General features: G+C 70.5%; 19 protein-coding genes and 2 tRNA genes. 13 read left to right on the plus strand and 8 right to left on the minus strand.

Annotated features, from left to right (window positions below):
* Window positions 1–67: 67 nt before the first annotated feature.
* The 4 genes from ACIQRL_RS20350 to ACIQRL_RS20365 all read left to right on the plus strand — a co-directional run bounded on the left by ACIQRL_RS20350 (window position 68) and on the right by ACIQRL_RS20365 (window position 3,917).
* Window positions 68–664, plus strand: a complete 597-nt coding sequence (locus ACIQRL_RS20350) for a M48 family metallopeptidase (protein ID WP_401333075.1) — start codon at window positions 68–70, stop codon at window positions 662–664.
* A gap of 124 nt (window positions 665–788) precedes the next feature.
* The gene (locus ACIQRL_RS20355; RefSeq protein WP_401333076.1) at window positions 789–2,453 is read left to right on the plus strand and encodes a TerD family protein; all 1,665 of its coding nucleotides are present in this window, start codon (window positions 789–791) and stop codon (window positions 2,451–2,453) included.
* Between the two features lie 11 nt (window positions 2,454–2,464).
* Window positions 2,465–3,145: an AIM24 family protein gene (locus tag ACIQRL_RS20360; RefSeq protein ID WP_401333078.1), complete on the plus strand. Its 681-nt coding sequence runs from the start codon at window positions 2,465–2,467 to the stop codon at window positions 3,143–3,145.
* 16 nt (window positions 3,146–3,161) lie between these two features.
* Window positions 3,162–3,917, plus strand: coding sequence for an AIM24 family protein (locus ACIQRL_RS20365; protein WP_401333080.1), 756 nt, complete (start codon window positions 3,162–3,164; stop codon window positions 3,915–3,917).
* A 118-nt stretch (window positions 3,918–4,035) separates the two neighbouring features.
* Here ACIQRL_RS20365 and ACIQRL_RS20370 read toward each other — a convergent pair whose 3' ends face one another.
* Both ACIQRL_RS20370 and ACIQRL_RS20375 read right to left on the minus strand, forming a co-directional pair.
* Entirely contained in the window at window positions 4,036–4,557 is a 522-nt protein-coding gene (locus ACIQRL_RS20370) for an NUDIX hydrolase (RefSeq protein ID WP_401333082.1), read from the minus strand.
* Entirely contained in the window at window positions 4,554–6,017 is a 1,464-nt protein-coding gene (locus ACIQRL_RS20375; RefSeq protein ID WP_401333083.1) for a zinc-dependent metalloprotease, read from the minus strand. Before ACIQRL_RS20375 ends, ACIQRL_RS20370 begins: the two co-directional genes overlap by 4 nt.
* 190 nt (window positions 6,018–6,207) lie before the next feature.
* Between ACIQRL_RS20375 and ACIQRL_RS20380 the strand changes: the two genes are divergently transcribed.
* From ACIQRL_RS20380 to ACIQRL_RS20395, 4 genes are all read left to right on the plus strand, one after another.
* Window positions 6,208–7,323: an SDR family oxidoreductase gene (locus ACIQRL_RS20380; protein WP_401333085.1), complete on the plus strand. Its 1,116-nt coding sequence runs from the start codon at window positions 6,208–6,210 to the stop codon at window positions 7,321–7,323.
* A gap of 768 nt (window positions 7,324–8,091) precedes the next feature.
* A complete protein-coding gene (locus ACIQRL_RS20385; protein ID WP_401333087.1) occupies window positions 8,092–8,553 on the plus strand; it encodes a molybdenum cofactor biosynthesis protein MoaE in 462 nt (153 codons plus the stop codon).
* Window positions 8,554–8,703: 150 nt separating this feature from the next.
* A complete protein-coding gene (locus ACIQRL_RS20390) occupies window positions 8,704–8,889 on the plus strand; it encodes a hypothetical protein (RefSeq protein WP_401333089.1) in 186 nt (61 codons plus the stop codon).
* 207 nt (window positions 8,890–9,096) lie between these two features.
* Window positions 9,097–10,194 (plus strand): PDZ domain-containing protein, encoded by a 1,098-nt coding sequence (locus ACIQRL_RS20395; RefSeq protein ID WP_401333090.1) that lies wholly within the window; start codon window positions 9,097–9,099, stop codon window positions 10,192–10,194.
* Window positions 10,195–10,265: 71 nt separating this feature from the next.
* Here the strand turns inward: ACIQRL_RS20395 and ACIQRL_RS20400 are convergent, their stop codons facing one another.
* Window positions 10,266–10,808, minus strand: coding sequence for a PPA1309 family protein (locus tag ACIQRL_RS20400; RefSeq protein WP_401333092.1), 543 nt, complete (start codon window positions 10,806–10,808; stop codon window positions 10,266–10,268).
* Window positions 10,809–10,971: 163 nt separating this feature from the next.
* Here ACIQRL_RS20400 and ACIQRL_RS20405 point away from each other — a divergent pair, with 163 nt between their 5' ends.
* From ACIQRL_RS20405 to ACIQRL_RS20420, 4 genes are all read left to right on the plus strand, one after another.
* Window positions 10,972–13,953 carry a UPF0182 family protein gene (locus ACIQRL_RS20405; protein WP_401333394.1) on the plus strand — a complete coding sequence of 994 codons (2,982 nt, stop codon included), beginning with the start codon at window positions 10,972–10,974 and terminating at the stop codon, window positions 13,951–13,953.
* Window positions 13,954–13,996: 43 nt separating this feature from the next.
* Window positions 13,997–14,070: transfer RNA gene (locus ACIQRL_RS20410), tRNA-Met, on the plus strand.
* A gap of 229 nt (window positions 14,071–14,299) precedes the next feature.
* Window positions 14,300–16,150: a sel1 repeat family protein gene (locus tag ACIQRL_RS20415; protein WP_401333094.1), complete on the plus strand. Its 1,851-nt coding sequence runs from the start codon at window positions 14,300–14,302 to the stop codon at window positions 16,148–16,150.
* 239 nt (window positions 16,151–16,389) lie between these two features.
* A tRNA-Met gene (locus tag ACIQRL_RS20420) sits at window positions 16,390–16,463 on the plus strand.
* A 158-nt stretch (window positions 16,464–16,621) separates the two neighbouring features.
* On the opposite strand, the gene ACIQRL_RS20425 is transcribed toward ACIQRL_RS20420, so the two are convergent.
* From ACIQRL_RS20425 to hisN, 3 genes are all read right to left on the minus strand, one after another.
* Window positions 16,622–17,044 (minus strand): Fur family transcriptional regulator, encoded by a 423-nt coding sequence (locus tag ACIQRL_RS20425; RefSeq protein ID WP_365875823.1) that lies wholly within the window; start codon window positions 17,042–17,044, stop codon window positions 16,622–16,624.
* Window positions 17,045–17,230: 186 nt separating this feature from the next.
* A complete protein-coding gene (locus ACIQRL_RS20430) occupies window positions 17,231–17,623 on the minus strand; it encodes a cyclic nucleotide-binding/CBS domain-containing protein (protein ID WP_401333096.1) in 393 nt (130 codons plus the stop codon).
* Window positions 17,624–17,830: 207 nt separating this feature from the next.
* Window positions 17,831–18,631 (minus strand): histidinol-phosphatase, encoded by an 801-nt coding sequence (gene hisN / locus ACIQRL_RS20435; RefSeq protein WP_401333099.1) that lies wholly within the window; start codon window positions 18,629–18,631, stop codon window positions 17,831–17,833.
* A 216-nt stretch (window positions 18,632–18,847) separates the two neighbouring features.
* On the opposite strand from hisN, the gene ACIQRL_RS20440 reads away from it, so the two are divergent.
* Entirely contained in the window at window positions 18,848–19,456 is a 609-nt protein-coding gene (locus ACIQRL_RS20440; protein WP_401333101.1) for a TetR/AcrR family transcriptional regulator, read from the plus strand.
* A 65-nt stretch (window positions 19,457–19,521) separates the two neighbouring features.
* On the opposite strand, the gene ACIQRL_RS20445 is transcribed toward ACIQRL_RS20440, so the two are convergent.
* Entirely contained in the window at window positions 19,522–19,845 is a 324-nt protein-coding gene (locus tag ACIQRL_RS20445; RefSeq protein ID WP_401333104.1) for a DMT family transporter, read from the minus strand.
* Window positions 19,846–19,969: 124 nt separating this feature from the next.
* Window positions 19,970–20,983, minus strand: coding sequence for a ribosome small subunit-dependent GTPase A (gene rsgA / locus ACIQRL_RS20450; protein WP_261707996.1), 1,014 nt, complete (start codon window positions 20,981–20,983; stop codon window positions 19,970–19,972).
* Between the last annotated feature and the right edge of the window lie 9 nt (window positions 20,984–20,992).

The raw sequence follows: 20,992 nt of genomic DNA on the forward strand, positions 1-20,992 counted from the left end.
GTGCGGATCGGCATCGAACCGTCCCGGGGGCGGGACTTCCCCCATGTGCAGCAGGTAACGTCGGGGCGTGCCCGCCGACCCACCGCACAGCGCCGCAACATCACAGCGCAGCACGACGAGCCCGCCGCCGAGCGGTTCGGGGGCGAGCGCGATCGAGGTCCGCAGGAGTGCCCGACGGCGCAGAACCGTCTCCGCCTACCGCGAGGGCGATCGCACCGTCGTGCTCATCCCCGCCCGTATGTCCGAGGCGGAGGAACAGCGCTGGGTGACCGTCATGCTCGACAAACTGGCCGCCCAGGAAAGCAAACGGCTGCTCGGCGACACCGAGCTGGCGGAACGCGCCGAGCGACTGTCGGTCCATTACTTCGACGGTCGCGCACGGCCCTCGTCGGTGCGCTGGGTCACCAACCAGAACACCCGCTGGGGCTCCTGCACCCCCGCCGAGGGCAGCATCCGGCTGTCGCACCGACTGCAGGGCATGCCCGAGTACGTCGTCGACTACGTCCTCCTCCACGAGCTCGCCCATCTGCTCGTACCCGGTCACGGGCCGCGCTTCTGGCGGCTCCTGGAGGCGTATCCCCGTACCGAGCGCGCTCGCGGCTATCTCGAAGGTGTCGTCGCCGCCGACCGGCTGCCCCACCTCCCGACGGCGCGCGACGAGTAGGGCCGGGCCGGCCCCGCCGCGGATGTGATTGTGTACCGGGTCTGTACCGGCTTCGTCCACTTCCGGACTTTGCCGTTAGCCTGACGCGACGCACTCGCATCGGGATGGGGGACGGTCGTTACGCATGGCCAGGGAATTCCAACGCGGCCACAAGGCCAAGATCAGTGACCTCACCGCGGGCACCGATCTGTACGTAGGCGTGCAGATCACCGGCCCCGGACTCACCTTCGACATCAGCTGCTTCGGTCTGGACGCCGACGAACGGCTGTCGGACGACCGGTACTTCGTCTTCTTCAACCAGCCGAAGTCCCCCGAGGAGTCCATTCAGCTCCTGGGCACGCAGTCGGGCGACACGGAGTCCTTCCGGGTCACCCTCGACCGGATTCCGGCGCAGATCCAGAAGCTGGCCTTCACGGCGACGATCGACGGCGCCGGACAGATGTCGCAGATAGCTCCCGGATACCTGCGGGTCGTCGCGGGCGGCGAGGAGGTGGCCCGGTACGCGTTCAGCGGTGCCGAGTTCTCCACCGAACGCGCGGTGATGCTGGGCGATTTCTACCTCAAGGACGTATGGCGGTTCGCCGCCGTGGGACAGGGCTTCGACGGCGGTCTCGAAGCGCTCCTGAAGAACTTCGGCGGCGAGGTCGCCGAGGAGACGCCCGCCGCCCCGCAGCCGCAGCCGCAGCCCGGCGCCGCGCCGTCCTTCGCCCCGCCCGCGTTCGGCGCGCCGGCGGCGCCCGCTCCGGCACCGGCGCAGGGTTTCGCGCCGCCGCCCGGTGCCGCGCCGCACGCTCCGATGCCCGCTCCCTCCGTGCACGGCGCCCCCACGATCGTGGCGCCTCTGCACACCCCTCCGGGCGGCACCGTCCCGCCGCCGGGTCCCGCGCCGTACGGGCAGCCGCCCGGTCCGCCCGGTCCGCCGCCCGGCTATGGCCAGCAGCCGCCCGGTTACGGCCAGCAGGCGCCGCCCGCCCCTCCCGGATACGGTCAGCAGCCCCCGACCGCGCCCCCCGGATACGGCCAGCAGCCGCAGTACGGCCAGGTCCCGGGCCAGGCACCCGCGCCGTACCCGGGTCAGCCCGGCGCTCCCTCCCCGTACGGCGCACCCCAGGGAGCTCCGCAGGGCGGGGCCGGTGTGTCCGCCGCGCTGGGGCTCTTCAAGGAGACGCCCACCGGTCAGCGGTGGACTCCGCAGAACAAGAAGCTCATCCGCGTCGATCTCGGCATCGGCGGTCAGCCCGTGCTGGCCCGTCAGGGCAGCATGGTGCTGTACCAGGGCAAGGTCGATTTCAGCTACAAGGGCGCCGGATTCGCCGGCCGGCTCGTGGGCAGCGCGACCGGCCAGGAGATGCAGCTGATGCGCTGCACCGGTCAGGGCCAGGTGTTCTTCGCCGAGAACGCCACCCATGTGCACCCGATCGAGCTCCAGGGGGACGCGATCTGCGTCTCCGCGGAGAACGTCCTCGCCTTCGACGAGTCCCTCCAGTACGAGGTCCGCCGCATCGAGGGGCACGGCATCCCCGGAGGCGCCCTGTTCACGATGCAGTTCCAGGGGACCGGCACCATCGTCGTCAAGACGCACGGTGCCCCGGTCGTCCTGCCGGTGACCCCCACCACGTTCGCCGACTGCAACGCCGTCGTCGCCTGGTCCGCCGCCGCTCAGGTGATCGTCTCCAGCCAGGTGAGGATGCGCCGGAACGCCTACCCCGGTGACACCGGCGAGAGCGTGAACCTCCAGTTCCGCGCCGCGCCAGGCAATTTCGTCGTCGTCCAGCCGTACGAGGTCTGAGGGAGCCCGTCATGAACCAGCCACTCGCGGGCTTTGCCCCGGCACCCGTCACCGCGCGCATGGAGAACCACGGCAGCCACATGCTGAAGGTCGCCATGCAGACCGGAAACGACCTCCTCGCGCGCGTGGGGTCGATGGTCGCCTACGAAGGGTTCGTCCAGTACGAGCCCAACCCGCCCGCCGTACGCCAGATCGCGCGCGACTGGATGACCGGCGAGGGCGCACCCCTCATGAAGTGCTCCGGCGACGGTCTGCTCTATCTCGCCGACTACGGGGCGAACGTCGTCGTCATCAACCTCAACGGGGACGCGATCTCCGTCAACGCGACGAATCTGCTCGCCTTCGACGCCCACCTCAGCTGGGGCGTCGAGCGCGTGAAGGGGCTCGCCAAGTTCGCCGGACAGGGTCTGTGGAACACCAAGATCTCCGGTCAGGGCTGGGTCGCGCTGACCTCCCGGGGCACCCCGATCGTCGTCGACTGCGGCGGCGGTGAGGACGAGACGTACGTCGACCCGGACGCGCTCGTCGCCTGGTCCCCGAACCTCAAGGTGAAGGGCAAGCGCAGCTTCAAGGCGCAGTCGCTGATCGGACGCGGCAGCGGCGAGGCGTTCCAGATGGCGTTCTCCGGGCAGGGCATCGTCGTCGTCCAGCCCAGCGAGGACAGCACCGACCGCCTCCGAGTCCGGGGCTGAGGGGGAGCAGGACATCATGCAGAGCCCGCTTTTCGGCTACAACGAACAGCAGACCCAGGACCGCTACAGCCTGCAGAACGAGCAGATGCTGCGCGTCGTCCTGGAGGGTCACGACGACATCCTCGCCCGCAAGGGCACCATGGTCGCGTACCAGGGTCTCGTCGAGTTCGACGCCGAGTACCAGAACACCAGCCAGCACCGCGCGCGTGCGTACACCGGTGAGGGCCTCAACCTGATGCGCTGCCACGGGCAGGGCACGGTCTACCTCGCCAACCTCGGCCAGCACGTGCACATTCTCGACGTGGACCAGGACGGCCTCACCGTCGACAGCAGCTACGTGCTGGCGATGGACTCCGGGCTGCACCACGAGGTCATCGCCGTGGACAGCCAGTACGGCATCTCAGGCTCCGGGAAGTACCAGCTCAACATCACCGGGCGCGGCAAGGTCGCGCTGGTGACCTCCGGGGCGCCGCTGATGATGCAGGTCACTCCGGACAAGTACGTCAACTGCGATGCCGACGCGATCGTCGCGTGGTCCACCGGCCTGCGCGTGCAGATGCAGGCCCAGACCCACTCCTCCGGAGTGTGGCGGCGCCGCGGCAACACCGGTGAGGGCTGGGAGCTCAGCTTCATGGGCAGCGGTTACGCGCTCGTCCAGCCCAGTGAACTGCTGCCGCCGCAGAACGCGGCGATCGGCCAGGGACTGCGCGCCCAGTACGGCATGGGCCAACAGGGTGTGCACGCGCAGAACCAGGGCAACGCCTGGAGCTGACGTCCGACCGTCCGGGAAACGACGGTCCGGAGAGCAGAGGTAAGGGGCGACCGCCCATGGCGGTCGCCCCTTACCCGTACCGGTCCCCGCGGCGACCCGCTCGTCGTCCACGCGCCGGTCACAGCCGTGCGCGGGCCGCTTCCAGCAGTCGTACGACCGAATCGTCGGCCACCTCGCCGACCTCGTCGTACGTGAACCAGCGCAGGTCGAGGGACTCGTCGCTGATGGCTTCGACGGCGTCGGCCGGGGCGAGGGCGGCGTACTGGACGTCCAGATGCCAGTGGCACGGCGCCGGGATGGCGTGCCGGTCCAGCGTCACGGGGCCGCCGGGCAGGAGGGTCAGACCCTCGATGCCCGACTCCTCGGTCGCCTCGCGCAGGGCGGCGTCGGCCAGGGTCGGATCGCCCGGCTCGCAGTGCCCGCCCATCTGCAGCCACATCCGGAGCTTGCGATGCAGGGTCAGCAGGACGCGGCCGCGCGGCGGGTCGATCACCAGGGCGCTCGCCGTGAGGTGCCCGGCGTGGCACGCCTTCCACATCCCGTCCGGGTGCCCGGACAGGTGGTCCAGATAGACCTGGCGCAGCTCTTCCTGGCCCTCATACCTCTTCAGTACGAGGACCGCGTCGTCATACAGGCTCACTCGGTGCCGTCACCCTTGCCGTCAGCCTTGCCGGAGTCCCCGCCGCCGTTGTCGGAGTCCTTGGAGTCGTCGTCCTTCTTCAGGTTCGGCTTCTCGGCTTTGCCGCTCGCGGCCTCGCCGAGCATCTTGTCGAGCTCGGAGAAGTCCATGTGCTCGCGGTGCACGAAGCCGTCCGGGTCGTCCAGGTCGGACGCCGTCGGCAGCATGTCCGGGTGGGCCCACAGACCGTCCCGGCCGTCCACACCGCGCGCGTCGGTGAGCGAGGCCCACAGGCGCGAGGCGTCCCGCAGCCGGCGCGGGCGCAGCTCCAGACCGATCAGTGTGGCGAACGTCTGCTCGGCCGGACCGCCCGTGGCGCGGCGGCGGCGCAGCGTCTCGCGCAGCGCGTCGGCCGACGACAGGCGCGGCTTGGCCGCCGAGTGGACGACCGCGTCCACCCAGCCCTCGACCAGCGCGAGCGCCGTCTCCAGACGGGCCAGCGCCGCCTTCTGCTCCGGCGTGTCCTCCGGCTGGAACATGCCCTGCTGGAGTGCCTGCTGCAGCTCCTCAGGGTTCTGCGGGTCGAACTGGCCGACCACGTCCTCCAGCTTCGCGGTGTCGACCTTGATCCCGCGCGCGTACCCCTCGACCGCGCCGAACAGGTGCGAGCGCAGCCACGGCACGTGCGCGAAGAGCCGCTGGTGGGCGGCCTCGCGCAGGGCGAGGTAGAGGCGCACCTCTTCCTGCGGGACGCTCAGGTCCTTGCCGAACGACTCGATGTTCAGCGGCAGCAGCGCGGCTTTGCCGACCGGGCCGAGCGGCAGACCGATGTCGGTCGAGCCGACGACCTCGCCCGCGAGCACGCCCACGGCCTGCCCGATCTGCGTACCGAACATGGCGCCGCCCATCGAGCGCATCATGCCGATCAGCGGGCCCGCCATGGCCTGCATCTCCTCGGGAAGCACGTCGCCCATGGCCGCGCCGACCCGCTCGGCGACCGGGTCGACGAGTTCCTTCCACACGGGAAGGGTCGCCTCGACCCACTCCGCACGGCTCCACGCCAGCGCGGAGGCGGCACCGGACGGCAGGGACGTCGCGTCGTCCAGCCAGTGATCGGCCAGACGGACGGCCTCCTCGACCGCGAGCCGTTCGGAGGGACCGACGCTCGCGTCCTTGGTGCCGTCAGAGGTGCCCTGGGCGACCGTCTGCCGGGCGATCTGCTTGGCCATGTCCCAATTCACCGGACCACCCTCGTACGAGAGCATCTGGCCCAGTTGCTGGAACGCGGCGCCCAGGTCATTGGGGTTCATCGAGCCGAACATGGCTGCGAGCGGATTGTCGGCGCCGGGGCCACCGGCTCCGGGCGGCCCGAAACCGAACGGTCCCTGACCACCACCGCTCTGCTGGTCCTTCTTCTTGCCCTCGTCGCCGTTCTCCGGCTCCTCCGGCGGAAGGCCGAATCCGAATGGGGTGTCACTCACGGGATTCCTCGGCTGGTAAGGCCGCCGGTTCGTTCCGACGGCGGCTGCCCACAACACCACCCAGCGTAGACACCAGAACCCGATCGGGCCTCGGTGCTTCGCCGACTCGTCGCCTGCGGCAGGATGGATGCCACCTGGTAGGGGCGCGTCACGCGCGTCCATTACTGAAGACAACCGCTGGAGACGCCCGGTGAGTTCCCCAGATCCGCAGGTTCGCGCAGCGCGAAACCACTCAACCAGCCCAGCCTCGCGCGGCCCCGTCGTCGCGGTCACCGGCGCGGCGGCCGGTGTGGGCGCGCTGCTCACCGAGCGGCTGGCCGCCAGCGAGGAGATCAAGCAGGTCGTCGCCATCGACGAGCGGCGCGGCGAGTGCGCCGAGGCGCAGTGGCACATCCTGGACGTCCGGGACCCGGCGATCGCCGAAAAACTGCGCGGAGCGGACGTCGTGGTCCATCTGGCGCTCGACCTCGATCTGGAGACGGACGCGGCGGCCCGGACCGCGTACAACGTCCGGGGGACGCAGACCGTTCTCACCGCCGCCGCGGCGGCGGGGGTGCACCGGGTCGTGCTGTGCACGTCGGCCATGGTCTACGGGGCGCTCCCCGACAACGAACTGCCCCTCTCCGAGGACGCCGAACTGCGGGCGACCGCCGAGGCGACGGGGGTCGGTGACCTCCTGGAGATCGAGAGGCTCGCCCGCCGCGCGCCGCGGGCCCACCCGGGGCTGAACGTGACCGTCGTACGGCCTGGAGTCCTGGTCGGCGGTGGTACGGACACCGCGCTGACCAGGTACTTCGAGTCTCCCCGGCTGCTGGTCGTGGCGGGTTCGAGGCCTGCCTGGCAGTTCTGCCACGTCGAGGATCTGTGCAGTGCGCTGGAGTACGCGGTCGTCGAGAAGGTCGAGGGCGAGCTGGCCGTCGGGTGCGACGGGTGGCTGGAGCAGGAGGAGGTGGAGGAGCTGAGCGGGATCCGGCGGATGGAGCTGCCGTCCGCGGTCGCGCTGGGCGCCGCCGCCCGGCTTCACCGGATCGGGCTCACTCCTTCGCCCGCCGGGGATCTCGCCTACACGATGTACCCCTGGGTGGTGAGCGGAAGCCGGCTGCACGACGCCGGCTGGCGGCCGCGCTGGACCAACGAGGAGGTCCTGGCGGAGCTGCTGGAGGAGGTCGCCGGGCGGCACACGGTGGCCGGCCGTCGGCTGGGCCGCAAGGACGCGACCGCGGCGGGCGCGGCCGGTGCGACGGTGGCCCTGCTCGGCGCGGCCGCGGTCGTACGTCGGGCACGAAAGGCCCGGCGCAGGATCTGACACCGGGTCCGTGCCGGGCTCGTGTCGGACCTGCTCCAGACCTCACTCCGGACCTGTGCCGGAGCTGCTCCCAGCACGGGTGCGGAGCAGGTCCGGCACGGATCCGTGCTGAACCCGCGCGCCGGTGAGCCTGCGGTCCGGGTGGCCGGGCGGCGAGGGTGGTGTGCGGGCGGCGTGGGGTAGCGGGCCGAGCCTCCGCACCGGACGCGGTCGGGCGCGGCGATCGACCGGACCCCCGACCGTGGTGAAGAACGCGGGCCCTGCCGTAGAGCCGGGGCGCACGGGTCCGGCTGCGGAGCCGAGCCCGTCGGCCGGGTGGAGACGGTGCTGTGAATCCGAGGCTGTCGGTCGGGCAGGGGTCGGGGTCGTGGTGCTGAGCGTGTCGGCTGGGCGGAGGCCGGGTTGTGGTGTCGAGCGTGTCGGCCGGGCCGAGACGGGGCTGTGAAACCGAGGCTGTCGGCTGGGCAGGGGGCGGGGTTGTGGTGCCGAGCGGGTCGGCCGGGTGGAGACGGGCTCTCGTGCCGAGCCTCGTCGGGCGGGCCCGGACTGACCGCGGAACCGGGGCCTGCCCGCCGCGCCGGGGAGACCGGTCCCGTCGGCTGATGGTCGGGGCGAGGCGGGGGAAGGTGAGGACCTCACGTCCGTCAGGGGCTGGGGGCGAGGCGTCGCCGGGGCGCGGGTGTTCTGGAGGAGGCTCCAAGCGGTACGCGCGCGTGCCGGGTGAAAGCCGTATTCCACGGTGTCGGCGGGGTACGGCACGATGGAGTCATGGCACCTACCTATGACCACCCCGGTGAGCGGGCCGCGCAGGATCCGATCCGGCTGCTCGCGATCCGTGACGAACCGCTCTCCCTGGACGAGGTCTTCAAGGCCGTGGGGGACGACGCCGCCGGGGGGACCGCGTTGTTCGTGGGGACCGTGCGCAATCACGACGGAGGCGCCGACGTCGACGAGCTCGGGTACTCGTGTCATCCCAGTGCCGAGGCGGAGATGCGCCGGGTCGCGGAGAAGGTGGCCGCCGCCTATCCGGTGCGGGCGCTGGCCGCCGTTCACCGGGTGGGTGACCTGCGGGTCGGGGACCTGGCGGTGATTGTCGCCGTGTCGTGCCCGCACCGGGGCGAGGCCTTCGAGGCCTGCCGCAGGCTCATCGACGACCTCAAGCACGAGGTGCCGATCTGGAAGCACCAGAGGTTCTCCGACGGCTCACAGGAGTGGGTCGGCGCCTGCTGAGACCGGCCCGGTTCCCCGGTGCCGAGGACTGACCGACTTCTCACCTGCCGTCCGGTTGCGTAACCGGGGCCCTGCCGTGAGCGTTAAGAGTGCGGATGGTTAATCTGCTGATCAGTCAGTTGCGGTCGCTCATGGGGTTGGGAGGTCGACATGGCGGCGCTTGTCTGGTTGCTGATTCCGTTGATGGCAGCGATCGGTGCCAGTCTGTGGGGAAGTTGGGCCGGGCGGAATCGCAAGGCCGCGGGAGACGGTGTCGAGCTCGCCGGGTACACACGCTTCCGTGAGGCCATGGAGCGGACCGACGTCCGGGAGAAGTCGCACTCCGACGCGGCGTGAGACGCACGGTCCGGCCCCCGTGCCCGTGCGTCCCGCCCGGGTGCGCGGCGGACGGAGTCCGGGGTCCCGCCCGCCCCCGGAACCGCGCCGAACGCCCTGGACCACCGCCGGGAAGTGGGCATTCGCGCATTTTGGGCGGGCTCCGGCCCCACCACGTACGGACGGCCCCGACGGTGCGCTTACAGCACCGTCCCGTACTGTCGTTCCATGCCACGCCGCACCGCGACGATGCTCGCTGCCACTCTGATCCTGATCGCGCTCCTGTGCGCGGGAGTGTTCATCAAAGTGCCGTACTCGGAGATGTCACCGGGTCCCACGGTGAACACGCTGGGTGACCACGACGGCGAGCCGGTGCTGCAGATCTCCGGCCGCAAGACGTACCCGACGACCGGGAACCTGAACATGACCACGGTCCGGGTCACCAGCGCCGACTACAACATGAACCTCGTCGAGGCCGTGTACGGATGGCTCGCGCACGACAGCAAGATCGTGCCGCACGACACGCTCTACCCGGACGGCAAGACCGAGCAGCAGTCGACGCAGGAGAACGCCGAGGAGTTCAGCCAGTCCCAGGAGAGCGCCAAGGTGTCCGCCCTGAAGGAGCTGGGCATCCCGGTGAAGTCCTGGGTGATCGTCTCCACCGTCGTCAAGGGTTCCCCGTCCGAAGGACGACTGCACGCCGGTGACGTCATCAAGGCCGTCGACGGTACGGCCGTGAAGGCGCCGGACGACGTCGCGAAGCTGGTCACCAAGCACAAGCCCGGCGAGAAGGTCGTCTTCAGGGTCGTGCCCGCCAAGGAGCAGGCCGACGCCGTGAAGGAGCACAAGACGGCGACCGCGACCAAGGACGTGACGATAACCACGGCCAAGTCCGACGACAGCGGCACCGACCGTGCCATCGTCGGTATCTCGGCCGGGACCGACCACACGTTCCCGTTCACCATCGACATCAAGCTCGCGGACGTCGGCGGCCCCAGCGCGGGCCTGATGTTCTCGCTCGGCATCGTGGACAAGCTCACCCCGGGGAACCTCACCGGAGGCAAGTTCGTGGCCGGCACCGGCACGATCGACGACAACGGCAAGGTCGGCCCGATCGGCGGCATCGACATGAAGACCGTCGGCGCGCGCAACAAGGGCGCCCAGTACTTCCTGACGCCCAAGGACAACTGCGCCGCCGCCGCCAAGGACACCCCCGGCGGGCTCACGCTCGTCAAGGTCAACACCATCGACGACGCGATGAAGGCCCTCAAGGACATCAGCGCGGGCCGGACCTCCGACCTGCCGAAGTGCACCACCAAGGGCTGACAGACACCGCTCGTCCGTTGCCGGGGGCGCCCCGCGAACCACGGGGCGCCCCGGCAACGTCCGCGCGCGGATCAGTCCGCGAAGGTCGCCGACAGCGCCTCCGCGAGGCCCGGCACCAGGCCCGCCCCCGTGAGCACCTCCGTCGCCGCGTCCTTCTCACGCAGCCGCAGCGCCGAGTCGCGGGTGCCGTCGCGCAGGACACCGACCGTCATGCGCACCTCCTGGCGGTCCGGGTGCGCGGCGACCCACTGGGTGAGCTTCTTGCCGCTGAGACCCTCCGGGACCGACGCCTCCGCGGACGGCGGCAGCATCAGCCGCTCCACGGTGAGCGCGCAGCCGACGACGGCGTCGGGCCAGGCGATGGTGCCGAGGAACTCGTCCAGCGGCTTGCCGGCAGGGATCTCGTCCTGCTCGATGGGGGTGAGACCGATGGTCTCCTGCTCGTTCTCCAGGCCGAGCTGAGCGGCGAGGCCGGGTTCCTGAGCCCGCAGCCGTGCGGTGTCTACGAGGGCGAAGAGGCGGGCGGGCTGGTCCCAGCCGAGGCCGGAGGCGTACTCGTCGATCTCGAGTACGGCCCGGGTGAGTGGGCTCGCTGCCATGGGAGTGTTGGACATGGTCACAATCCTGCCTCGTTCGTGACCGGAATCGGGAACCGAGTAAAGCGTGAGTAAGTTGCATAGATGAGGCTCCTCGATCACGGAGCCTTACGGACGGCCCACCGACATGGGGGCCTGACGGATCGACAGCGACTTCGAGGTGCGCACCTTGGCTTTCCAGATGCCGGACCGCGGCGGAGGCCCGACGGGGCCACGGATCACAGTGGGCCGGCCGTCCCGGCGTGTCCGGACCCTGCTCATGACCCTGGGCGTACTGGCCGTGCTGGCCATGGCTTTCGTCATGTTCGCGGGGTTCTGGACGGAATGGCTCTGGTACCGCTCGGTTCAGTACTCGTCGGTCTTCACCACCACACTGTGGACCAAGATCGGGCTCTTCTTCGTCTTCGGTCTGCTGATGGCGGCCGCGGTGGGCTTCAACATCTGGCTGGCGCACCGGCTGCGCCCGCCACTGAGCGCCATGTCGATGGAGCAGCAGAGCCTCGACAGGTACCGCATGGGCATCGCGCCCTACAAGCGGTGGCTGTTGCTCGCGGTCACCTCCCTGGTGGGGCTGATCGCCGGCGCGTCCGCCTCGGGCCAGTGGCGCACGTGGCTGATGTGGGTGAACGGAGTGCCCTTCCACCAGACGGACCCCCAGTTCCACCTCGACGTCTCCTTCTACGCCTTCGACCTGCCCTGGTACCGCTTCCTGCTCGGCTTCGGCTTCGCCGCGGCCGTGCTGTCGCTGATCGCCGCCGCGCTCACGCACTACCTGTACGGCGGCCTGCGGGTCACCAGCCCGGGAGCGCGTGCCACGGCCGCCGCCACCGGGCATCTCTCGGTGCTCCTCGGCGTGTTCGTCGCGCTGAAGGCGGTCGCCTACTGGCTCGACCGGTACGGACTCGCGGTGAAGTCCAGTGACTTCAAGGCGACCGGCAACTGGACGGGCCTGAGGTACGTCGACGCGAACGCCTATCTGCCCGCCAAGACGATCCTGTTCTGCATCGCCGTCATCTGCGCGCTGCTCTTCTTCGCGACGCTGTGGCGGCGCACCTGGCAGCTGCCCGTGATCGGCTTCGGCCTGATGGTGCTCTCGGCGATCCTCATCGGCGGGCTGTACCCGGCGATCGTCCAGAAGTTCCAGGTCGAGCCCAACGAGCAGGCCAAGGAAGCTCCGTACGTCGAGAAGAACCTCAAGGCGACCCGCGAGGCGTACGGGATCGCCGGCACCGATGTGCAGGACTACCCGGGAGCGAGCGACACCAAGGACAAGTCCAAGCTCCGTGACGACGCCGACACCGTCGCGAGCGTCCGGCTGATGGACCCGAACGTCGTGTCGCCGACCTTCCAGCAGCTCCAGCAGGTGCGGAACTACTACGGCTTCCCGTCGAACCTGGACGTCGACCGGTACAGCAAGAACGGCAAGGAACAGGACACGGTCCTCGGTCTGCGCGAGCTGAACCTCGCGGGCATCCCGAAGAACAACTGGATCAACGACCACTTCCGGTACACGCACGGATACGGCGTCGTCGCGGCCAAGGGCACCACGGCCGACAGCGAGGGCCGCCCGGTCTTCACCGAGTACAACCTGCCGTCCACGGGCGACCTGGGCGCGTACCAGCAGCAGATCTACTACGGCGAGAAGACCACCCAGTACTCGATCGTCGGCGGTCCCCAGAAGGAGATCGACTACTCCGACGACAGCGGCGAGAGGACCACCAGCTACAAGGGCAAGAGCGGGGTCAGCCTCGCCAGTCCGGTCAACCGGGCCGCGTACGCGGTGGCGTTCGGCGAGCCGCAGATCCTCTACTCGGGTGCGATCGGTGAGGGTTCGCGGATTCTCTACAACCGCACGCCCAAGGAGCGGGTCGAGGCGGTGGCCCCCTGGCTGACCATCGACGGTGACGCCTATCCGGCGGTCGTCGACGGGAAGATCCAGTGGATCGTCGACGCGTACACCACCACCAACGGCTATCCGTACGCCTCGCGCACCACGCTCGGCGACACCACGGCGGACTCGCTGACCGCGGCCAACAACCAGCGCGCGGTGGTGGCCCAGCAGAACCAGGTCAACTACATCCGCAACTCGGTGAAGGCGACCGTCGACGCGTACACCGGCGCGGTCAAGCTCTATCAGTGGGACACCGAGGACCCGGTCCTGAAGACCTGGATGAAGGCCTTCCCGGACACGGTGCAGACGAAGAAGTCGATCTCGCCGGAGCTGATGGCTCATCTGCGGTATCCGCAGGACCTGTTCAAGGTCCAGCGCGAACTGCTCACCCGCTATCACGTGAAGGACGCCCAGACGTTCCTGAGCGGCAGCGAGGTGTGGCAGGTCCCGGACGACCCGACCAACAACTCGGGCAGCGCGGTGCCGCCGTACTACCTGAGCATGAAGCTGCCGGGGGACACGTCGCAGGCGTTCTCGCTGACGACGACGATGACACCGAACGGCCGTGACAACCTGAGCGCCTTCGTCTCGGTCAACGCCGAGGCGGGGACACCCGGTTACGGCAAGATCAGCATCCTGAAACTGCCGACCGGCAGAACGGTCGACGGACCCAAGCGGGTGCAGAGCCAGTTCAACTCCGAGCCGTCCATCGCCGAGTCCATCAGACTCCTCAGAGGCGGCGACTCGGAGGTCGAGTACGGCAACCTGCTCACCGTGCCCCTCGACGGCGGACTGCTCTACGTGGAACCGGTCTACGTCCGCGGCGGCGACCTCAAGTACCCGCTGCTGCGCAAGGTGTTGGTGACCTACGGAGGCAGCACCGCGTTCGAGGACACGCTGGGCCAGGCGCTCAACAAGGTCTTCGGGGCGGAGAGTTCGACCGTGCCGCCGGACCAGAGCACCACGAACCCGCCCACGTCGAGCAACCCGACGGTCCAGGCCTCGCTCGGTGACGCGCAGAAGGCCTTCGACCAGGGTCAGGAAGCCCTCAAGAAGGGCGACTGGAAGGCGTACGGCGACGCGCAGAAGAACCTTGAGGACGCGCTGAAGCGGGCCGAGGAGGCGCAGGCCAAGGCGGACAAGGCCGGCGGCAGTCCCGGCGCCGGCAAGACAGCCGACAAGGGCGCCGGCAAGACCGCCAGTCCCGGCGCGACTCCCAGCAGCAGCCCGAGCAGCAGCCCGACCAGCGAAAAGAGCCCCGGAAGCGGCTGATCAGGAGCCCACCCCGCGCCGTGGTACGGTTGCAACACAACGGCGCGGGGTGGAGCAGCTCGGTAGCTCGCTGGGCTCATAACCCAGAGGTCGCAGGTTCAAATCCTGTCCCCGCTACTGAAGTCGAAGGCCCGGATCCAGTTCATGGATCCGGGCCTTCGACGTGTGTGACGCCACGCCGGGGTGTACCCGTTGACCTGGCGACTCGTGTGAAGTGCCGCGACATGCGAGGGCAGTTGGGCGATCTGTGTTTGACTTGTCTCTCTGTGGGCATGTCGACAAAACGCTGAAGTGACCTAACTGGCTGCGGTATACCAGGTGTACCCAGTTTGCAGGTGGTGCGACGATGGACGTTATGGGGGACAAGGCAACTCTGTTGGATACAGGGCGGTTTGCGCAGCCTGCCGACTTTGAGCAGCCTGCGGATCTCACGCAGCCTTCCGACCGGGACGAAACCGGCGAGGCTGCCGAGGAGGCGCGCCAGTGGTCGGCCGCCGAAGCCGGCGACGTCGAGGCGATGAGCGTCCTCGGAGCCATGCTGCTGCGCCGCGGTGATCTCGACGCGGCCGAGCCCCAGTTGCGCGCGGCCACCTCGGCCGGTGACCGCGCGGCCGCCAACAATCTGGGTGTCCTCCTGTACCAGCGCGGATACGCCGACGAGGCCGCCGGATGGTGGCGGATCGCCGCCGTCGCCGGCAGCGCGGCCGCCGCTCACGCCCTCGGCCGTCACCACCGCGAGCGCGGCGACGAGCCCGCCGCGGAGTACTGGCTGCGCCAGTCCGCCGAGCAGGGGCACGCCCTGGGTGCGTACGCCCTCGCCGATCTGCTGGAGCACCGCAGCGACGTGGGCGCCGAACAGTGGATGCGGGCCGCGGCGGAGCGAGGGCACCGGGAGGCCGCGTACCGGCTGGCGCGCACGCTCGACCGCAAGGCCCTGGACTCGGGCGAGGCCGTGGGCGACAACGGTGTCATCGGCGCCGCCGGGCAGGCCGCCGAGCAGTGGTACCGGCAGGCCGCCGCGCGCGGGCACCGCCGGGCCGCGCTGCATCTCGGGGCGATCCTGGAGAAACGGGGCGATCTCAAGGAGGCCGGGCGCTGGTATCTGACGTCCGCCAAGGACGGGGAGGCGCGCGCGGCGTGCGCCCTCGGCTTCCTGCTGCGCGACGCCGGGGACCCCGAGAGCGCCGCCGTCTGGTGGCTGCGCGCCGCACAGGACGGGGACGGGAACGCCGCCAACGCGCTGGGCGCGCTGCACGCCGAGCGCGGTGAGACGCAGACCGCCGAGCGGTGGTACCGGGCCGCGATGGACGCGGGTGATGTGAACGGCGCGTACAACCTCGGACTGCTCTGCGCCGAGCAGGGGCGCACCGCGCAGGCCGAGCAGTGGTACCGCAGGGCCGCCTATGCCGGTCACCGCGAGGCCGCGAACGCCCTGGCGATCCTGCTGCTCCAGGTCGGCGACGCAGCCGGAGCCGAGCCGTGGTTCTCCAAGGCCGCGGAGGCAGGGAGCGTGGACGCCGCGTTCAACCTCGGCATCCTGCACGCCGGGCGCGCCACCGACAGCGAGGACGCCGCCGCGCTGCGGTGGTACGAGCGGGCGGCCGCCGCCGGACACACGGAGGCGGCGCTCCAGGTGGGCATCGCACGGCTGCGGGAGGGCGACGAGCCGGCCGCCGAGCGGCATCTGCGGTGCGCCGCGGGAGGGGGCAGCGCCGAGGCCGCCTACCGGCTCGCCGCCGTGCTCGACGCCCGGCGGCCACCGGCGCCCGCGCACGAACTCGGGGAGCCCGCGCAGGAGAAGAGCGAGTGCGAGGAGTGGTACGAGCGGGCGGCGTCCCAGGGGCACCGGCGCGCGCAGGTGCGGGTCGGGATGCTGGCCGCGGCGCGGGGTGACGTGGTGGAGGCGGCGCGCTGGTACCGCGAGGCCGCCGAGGCCGGGTCGCGCAACGGCGCGTTCAATCTCGGGCTGCTGCTGGCCCGCGAGGGGAGCGAGCCGGAGGCGGCGCTGTGGTGGACCCGCGCGGCCGACGCGGGACACGGGCGGGCGGCGCTTCGGCTGGCGCTCGTGTACGCGCGGCGCGGGGAGCTGGCGGAGGGGCAGCGGTGGGCCGACCGGGCGGTGTCGCTGGGACCGGCGGAGGTCTCCGAACGGGCGGCGCGGCTGCGGGACGCTTTGCGGGAGGAACTGTCCGCGTGAGGTACACCCCGGCCGGGCCCGGAGTGTACCTCACGCGGACCCGGCCCGGACCCTCCCTGCCGTGGGCCCGGCCTCGGGCCGGGTGGGCCGGGGTCTGGAGCTGCTTCGGTCCGGGCGGGCCGGGTCCTGTCTCCCCCGGCGAACGGCACTGGTCGACCGGGGGCGAAGAGCGGCCGCAGGAGCGCTAGATCAAGGGATTTGCGCTGGCCACGGAGTTGACGTACTGTTCAGTTCATCGACGCGGGGTGGAGCAGCTCGGTAGCTCGCTGGGCTCATAACCCAGAGGTCGCAGGTTCAAATCCTGTCCCCGCTACTGAAGTCCGAGGGCCGGAATCCGAAAGGGTTCCGGCCCTCGGTGCGTTCCCCGGCCGACCGGCGAGCAGGTGACTGCGGACCCGTCGGCCGGGGAGTGCGAAGAGCCCCGGCGCGTCTCGCGTGCCGGGGCTCTCGGGTGCGTGCGGGTGTGTCCTGCTACGCCTGTACGGCCGCGCAGTTCGGGCAGACGCCCCGGTACGTCACCTCGACGTCCGAGACCGTGAAGCCGAAGCGCTCCGAGTCGGGAAGGTCGGTGAGCGGGTCGCCGAGCGGGTGGACGTCGCGGATCGCGCCGCACCGGGCGCAGACCAGGTGGTGGTGCGGACGGTGCGCGTTCGGGTCGTACCGCTTGGCGCGCTTGTCCGTGGCGACTTCCAGCACCTCGCCGAGCGAGACGAGCTCACCCAGCGTGTTGTAGACGGTCGCCCGGGAGATCTCGGGCAGCTTGGCCACGGCCCGGGCGTGCACCTCGTCGGCCGTCAGATGGACGTGGTCGCCGTCGAGGACCTCGGCCACGACACGTCGCTGCGCGGTCATCCGCCATCCACGTCCGCGCAGTCGTTCCAACAGGTCACTCATACAGGTCAGCGTAACAGCCGGTGAACCAGATCCCGAATGGGTGTGACTTTAGAAGTCGACTCGACTTAGATCATGTCTATCGTGTGCCGTGCGCGGGGAGTGCGACACCGGAAGGTCTGTTGTGGGCGGTGGGTGGTGGGCCGGAACCCCCGGGGGCGCACCGGGGGTTCCGGCCCGCTCGTGCGGTCAGGCCGGTACGTGCTGCCGGACGGGCGCCCAGCGGCGGATGATGTCGCGGACCGAGACGATGCCGACCGGGCCGCTGCCGTCGAGCACGATCAGGTGCCGGAAGCCGCCGTGCGACATCGCGGACGCGGCCTCCTCCAAGGTCCAGGTGGGCGCCGCGAAGACGACGTCGGTGGTGGTGTGGGTGCCGGCGGTCTCTGAGTCCGGGTTCTGGCCGAGGGCCAGGGAGTTGAGGATGTCGCGCTCGGTGAGGATGCCGAGGCCGGAGGAGTCCTCGTCGAGGACCACCGCCGCGCCGACGTGCCGCGCGGACATCAGACGGGCCGCCTGTCGGAGGGTGTGTGCCGGGCCGATGGTGAGGACCACCGTGCTCATGGCGTCGCGGACGAGCATGGGCTGGAGCCACCTCCTTGGTGAGCCGCGGCCTCCCCGGCTCCCGAGCGGAGCGCAAAGAGAAGCGGTTCACAAGTTCACAAGTGGGGGAGCTCTCAGAGTCGCAGTTAAAGAGAGGGTCAACAAGGGGGCGCGTGCGGTGAGTTCGGGGGCGCCCGGGGGTTGCTCAGCAGCCCCGGGCCGACCGGGGCTGCTCAGGAACCATGCTCAGTAACGCTGGTTGAGGTAGCCCAGCATCTCGTCGTGGAGGAGGCCGTTCGACGCGGCCGCGTTGCCGCTGTGCGGGCCGGGGCGCCCGTCGAGGCCGGTGAAGGAGCCGCCCGCCTCGGTCACGATGATCGCGTTCGCCGCCATGTCCCAGAGCGACAGCTCGGGTTCGGCGCAGATGTCCACCGAGCCCTCGGCGACCATCATGTACGGCCAGAAGTCGCCGTAACCGCGGGTGCGCCAGACCGCCTTCGTGAGGTCGAGGAAACCGTCCAGGCGGCCCTGGTCCTCCCAGCCGGACAGCGACGAGTACGCGAAGGACGCGTCGGCCATCCGCGGGACGCTGGAGACGCGCAGGCGGGTCGCGGAGGACAGGCTGCGGCCGCTGAAGGCGCCGTGGCCCTTCGCCGCCCACCAGCGACGGCCGAGCGCGGGGGCGGACACGACGCCGACGACCGGCTGGTAGCCGCCCTCGCCCACCTCCATCAGGGAGATCAGCGTGGCCCACACCGGCACACCGCGGACGTAGTTCTTGGTGCCGTCGATCGGGTCGACGACCCAGCGGCGCGGGCCCGTTCCCTCGATGCCGTACTCCTCGCCGAGGATCGCGTCGCGCGGCCTGGCCCGCTGGAGGTGGCCGCGGATGAGTTCCTCGGCGGCCTTGTCCGCCTCGCTCACCGGTGTCATGTCCGGCTTGGTCTCGACCTTCAGGTCGAGCGCCTTGAACCGGTCCATCGTCGCGGCGTCGGCGGCGTCCGCCAGGACATGGGCGAGGCGCAGGTCATCGCGATAGTCGGGCATGGGTGAACCGTATCTGCCCGTGTCGTGACGGGGCTACACAGGACGGCGCCCCACCGGTGCCGTTCCCGGGTTCGTCGGGGGGCCGTCGTGGGGGCTCGTGTCCGGCCCCGGGTGCGCGCGGGTCCGGATGTGCGCCCCTCGGGGCCGCCGCGACCCCTTGACAGTGCTTCCGTACGCGTCAAATCTGGCTGCAGAGCCGCTCGCCCCAGGGAGGCGATGATGCCCGCAGCGCGAGAATCCCTCTTGGACGCTGCCTATACGGCGCTCGCGCGCCGGGCGTGGTCCGCGGTGCGGATGGTCGACGTGGCCGCCGTGGCCGGAGTGTCACGCCAGACGCTCTACAACGAGTTCGGGAGCAAGGAGGGACTCGCGCGTGCCCTCGTACGGCGGGAGGCCGACGCCTATCTCGCCGGGATCGACCGGGCGCTGGCCGCTCACACGGACGCGCGGGAGCGGTTGGTCGCGGCCGCCGAGTGGACCGCATCGGCGGCGCGCAGCAACGCGCTGGTGCGGGCGATGCTGACCGGATGCTGGAGCGAGCGGCTGCCCTCGCCCGGGCTGTCCGCCGTACCCTCGTCGTCCGCGGTGCCCGCGCAGCGGCGGGCCGACGGACCGTTGCCCTCGCCCGCCGACTTCGTGGCGCTGGTCCGCGACCGCGCGGTCATCGCGCTCGCCCTGTCCAGGGCGGACACCCCCGAGGTCACGCGGGCCTGCGAACTGGTGGTCAGGCTCGCGCTGTCGTGGGTCGTCGCGCCGCCCGCCCGGGGCGGTGTCACGGAGCTGGTCAGGACCGCGCTGGCATCGTCCCACCGGCTCGGGGTCTGAAGGGCCCGGGCGTGTCGTCCGCAGGGCTCAAGGGCGCGGCGGCCTCAGGACTCAGGGGCGCGTGTTCAGTGCGACGAGCCCGACAGTTGGAGTCCGATGACACCGATGATGACCAGGCTGATCGAGACGATCTTGAGGATGGAGACCAGGTCGTCGAGGAAGATCATGCCGTAGATGGCGGTGCCGGCCGCGCCGATGCCGGTCCACACCGCGTAGGCCGGACCGACATCGAGCTTCCTCAGGGAGAGGGTCAGGAGACCGAAGCTGCCGAGGGCGAAGACGCAGAAGGCCACGGTGGGCCAGAGTCTGGTGAAGCCGTGCGAGAGCTTCAGGCAGACGGCGAAGCCGGTTTCGAGCAGTCCCGCCACAACGACCAGCAGCCACGCCATGTCTTGTCCTCCCACATCCGCACGTCGACTGCTTCGGCTGGCCCGATCCGGCTCGGTGCGATTATGCATTCACCGACCCGGAGAAGCCCTTACCGACGGCGGGCGCACGCAAACACGGGGAAGGTCAGTCGCCCTCGCGTCGCTCGCGCGTGGCCAGCAGCCGGCGCAGCGAGTACAGCCGCTGCGGATCCGCGTGGCCGTCGGCCACCCACTGGTCGAGCGCGCAGTCCGGTTCGTCGTGGCTGCACGCGCGGGGGCAGCCCTCGGTGCCGGGCTGGAGATCGGGGAAGGCGTTGATGACCCGGGACGGATCGACGTGGTTCAGGCCGAAGGAACGGACGCCCGGGGTGTCGACGAGCCAGCCTCCGGCGCTTCCCGCCAGCGGCAGGGCCAGCGCCGAGGTGGTCGTGTGCCGGCCGCGGCCCGTGACCGCGTTGACGTGACCGGTGGTCCGGCGCTGCTCGGGCGGCACGAGCGCGTTCACCAGGGTCGTCTTGCCGACGCCCGAGTGACCGACGAACGCCGTGATCCTGCCGTCCAGTTGCTCGCGCACCCGGTCGGCGACGGCCTCGCTCCGCAGTTCCTCGCGGCTGGTCACCACGTACGGGATGTCCAACGCGCCGTACAGCTCAAGGAACTTGTCCGGCGGGGCCAGGTCCGACTTCGTGAGCACGAGGAGCGGGGTCAGGCCGCCGTCGAAGGCCGCCACCAGACAGCGGTCGATCAGGCGGGGGCGCGGTTCGGGGTCGGCGAGGGCCGTGACGATGGCGAGCTGGTCGGCGTTGGCGACGACCACGCGCTCGTACGGATCGTCGTCGTCGGCCGTGCGGCGCAGCACCGAACCGCGCGGCTCGATGCGGACGATGCGGGCGAGGGTGTCCTTCTCGCCGGACAGGTCGCCGACGATGGCGACCCGGTCGCCCACCACGGCGGCCTTGCGGCCCAGTTCGCGGGCCTTCATCGCCATCACGACCCGGTCCTCGACCAGGCAGGTCAGCCGGCCGCGGTCGACCGTGAGGACCATGCCGGAGACGGCTTCCTCGTGTTTGGGGCGGATGTTCGTACGCGGACGGTTGCCTTTGCGGTTGGGGCGCTGGCGGATGTCGTCCTCGTCGGTGTTCTTGCCGTAACGGCGCATGATCCAGAT

This window comes from Streptomyces sp. NPDC091209 (genome assembly GCF_044757755.1).
Taxonomy (GTDB): domain Bacteria; phylum Actinomycetota; class Actinomycetes; order Streptomycetales; family Streptomycetaceae; genus Streptomyces.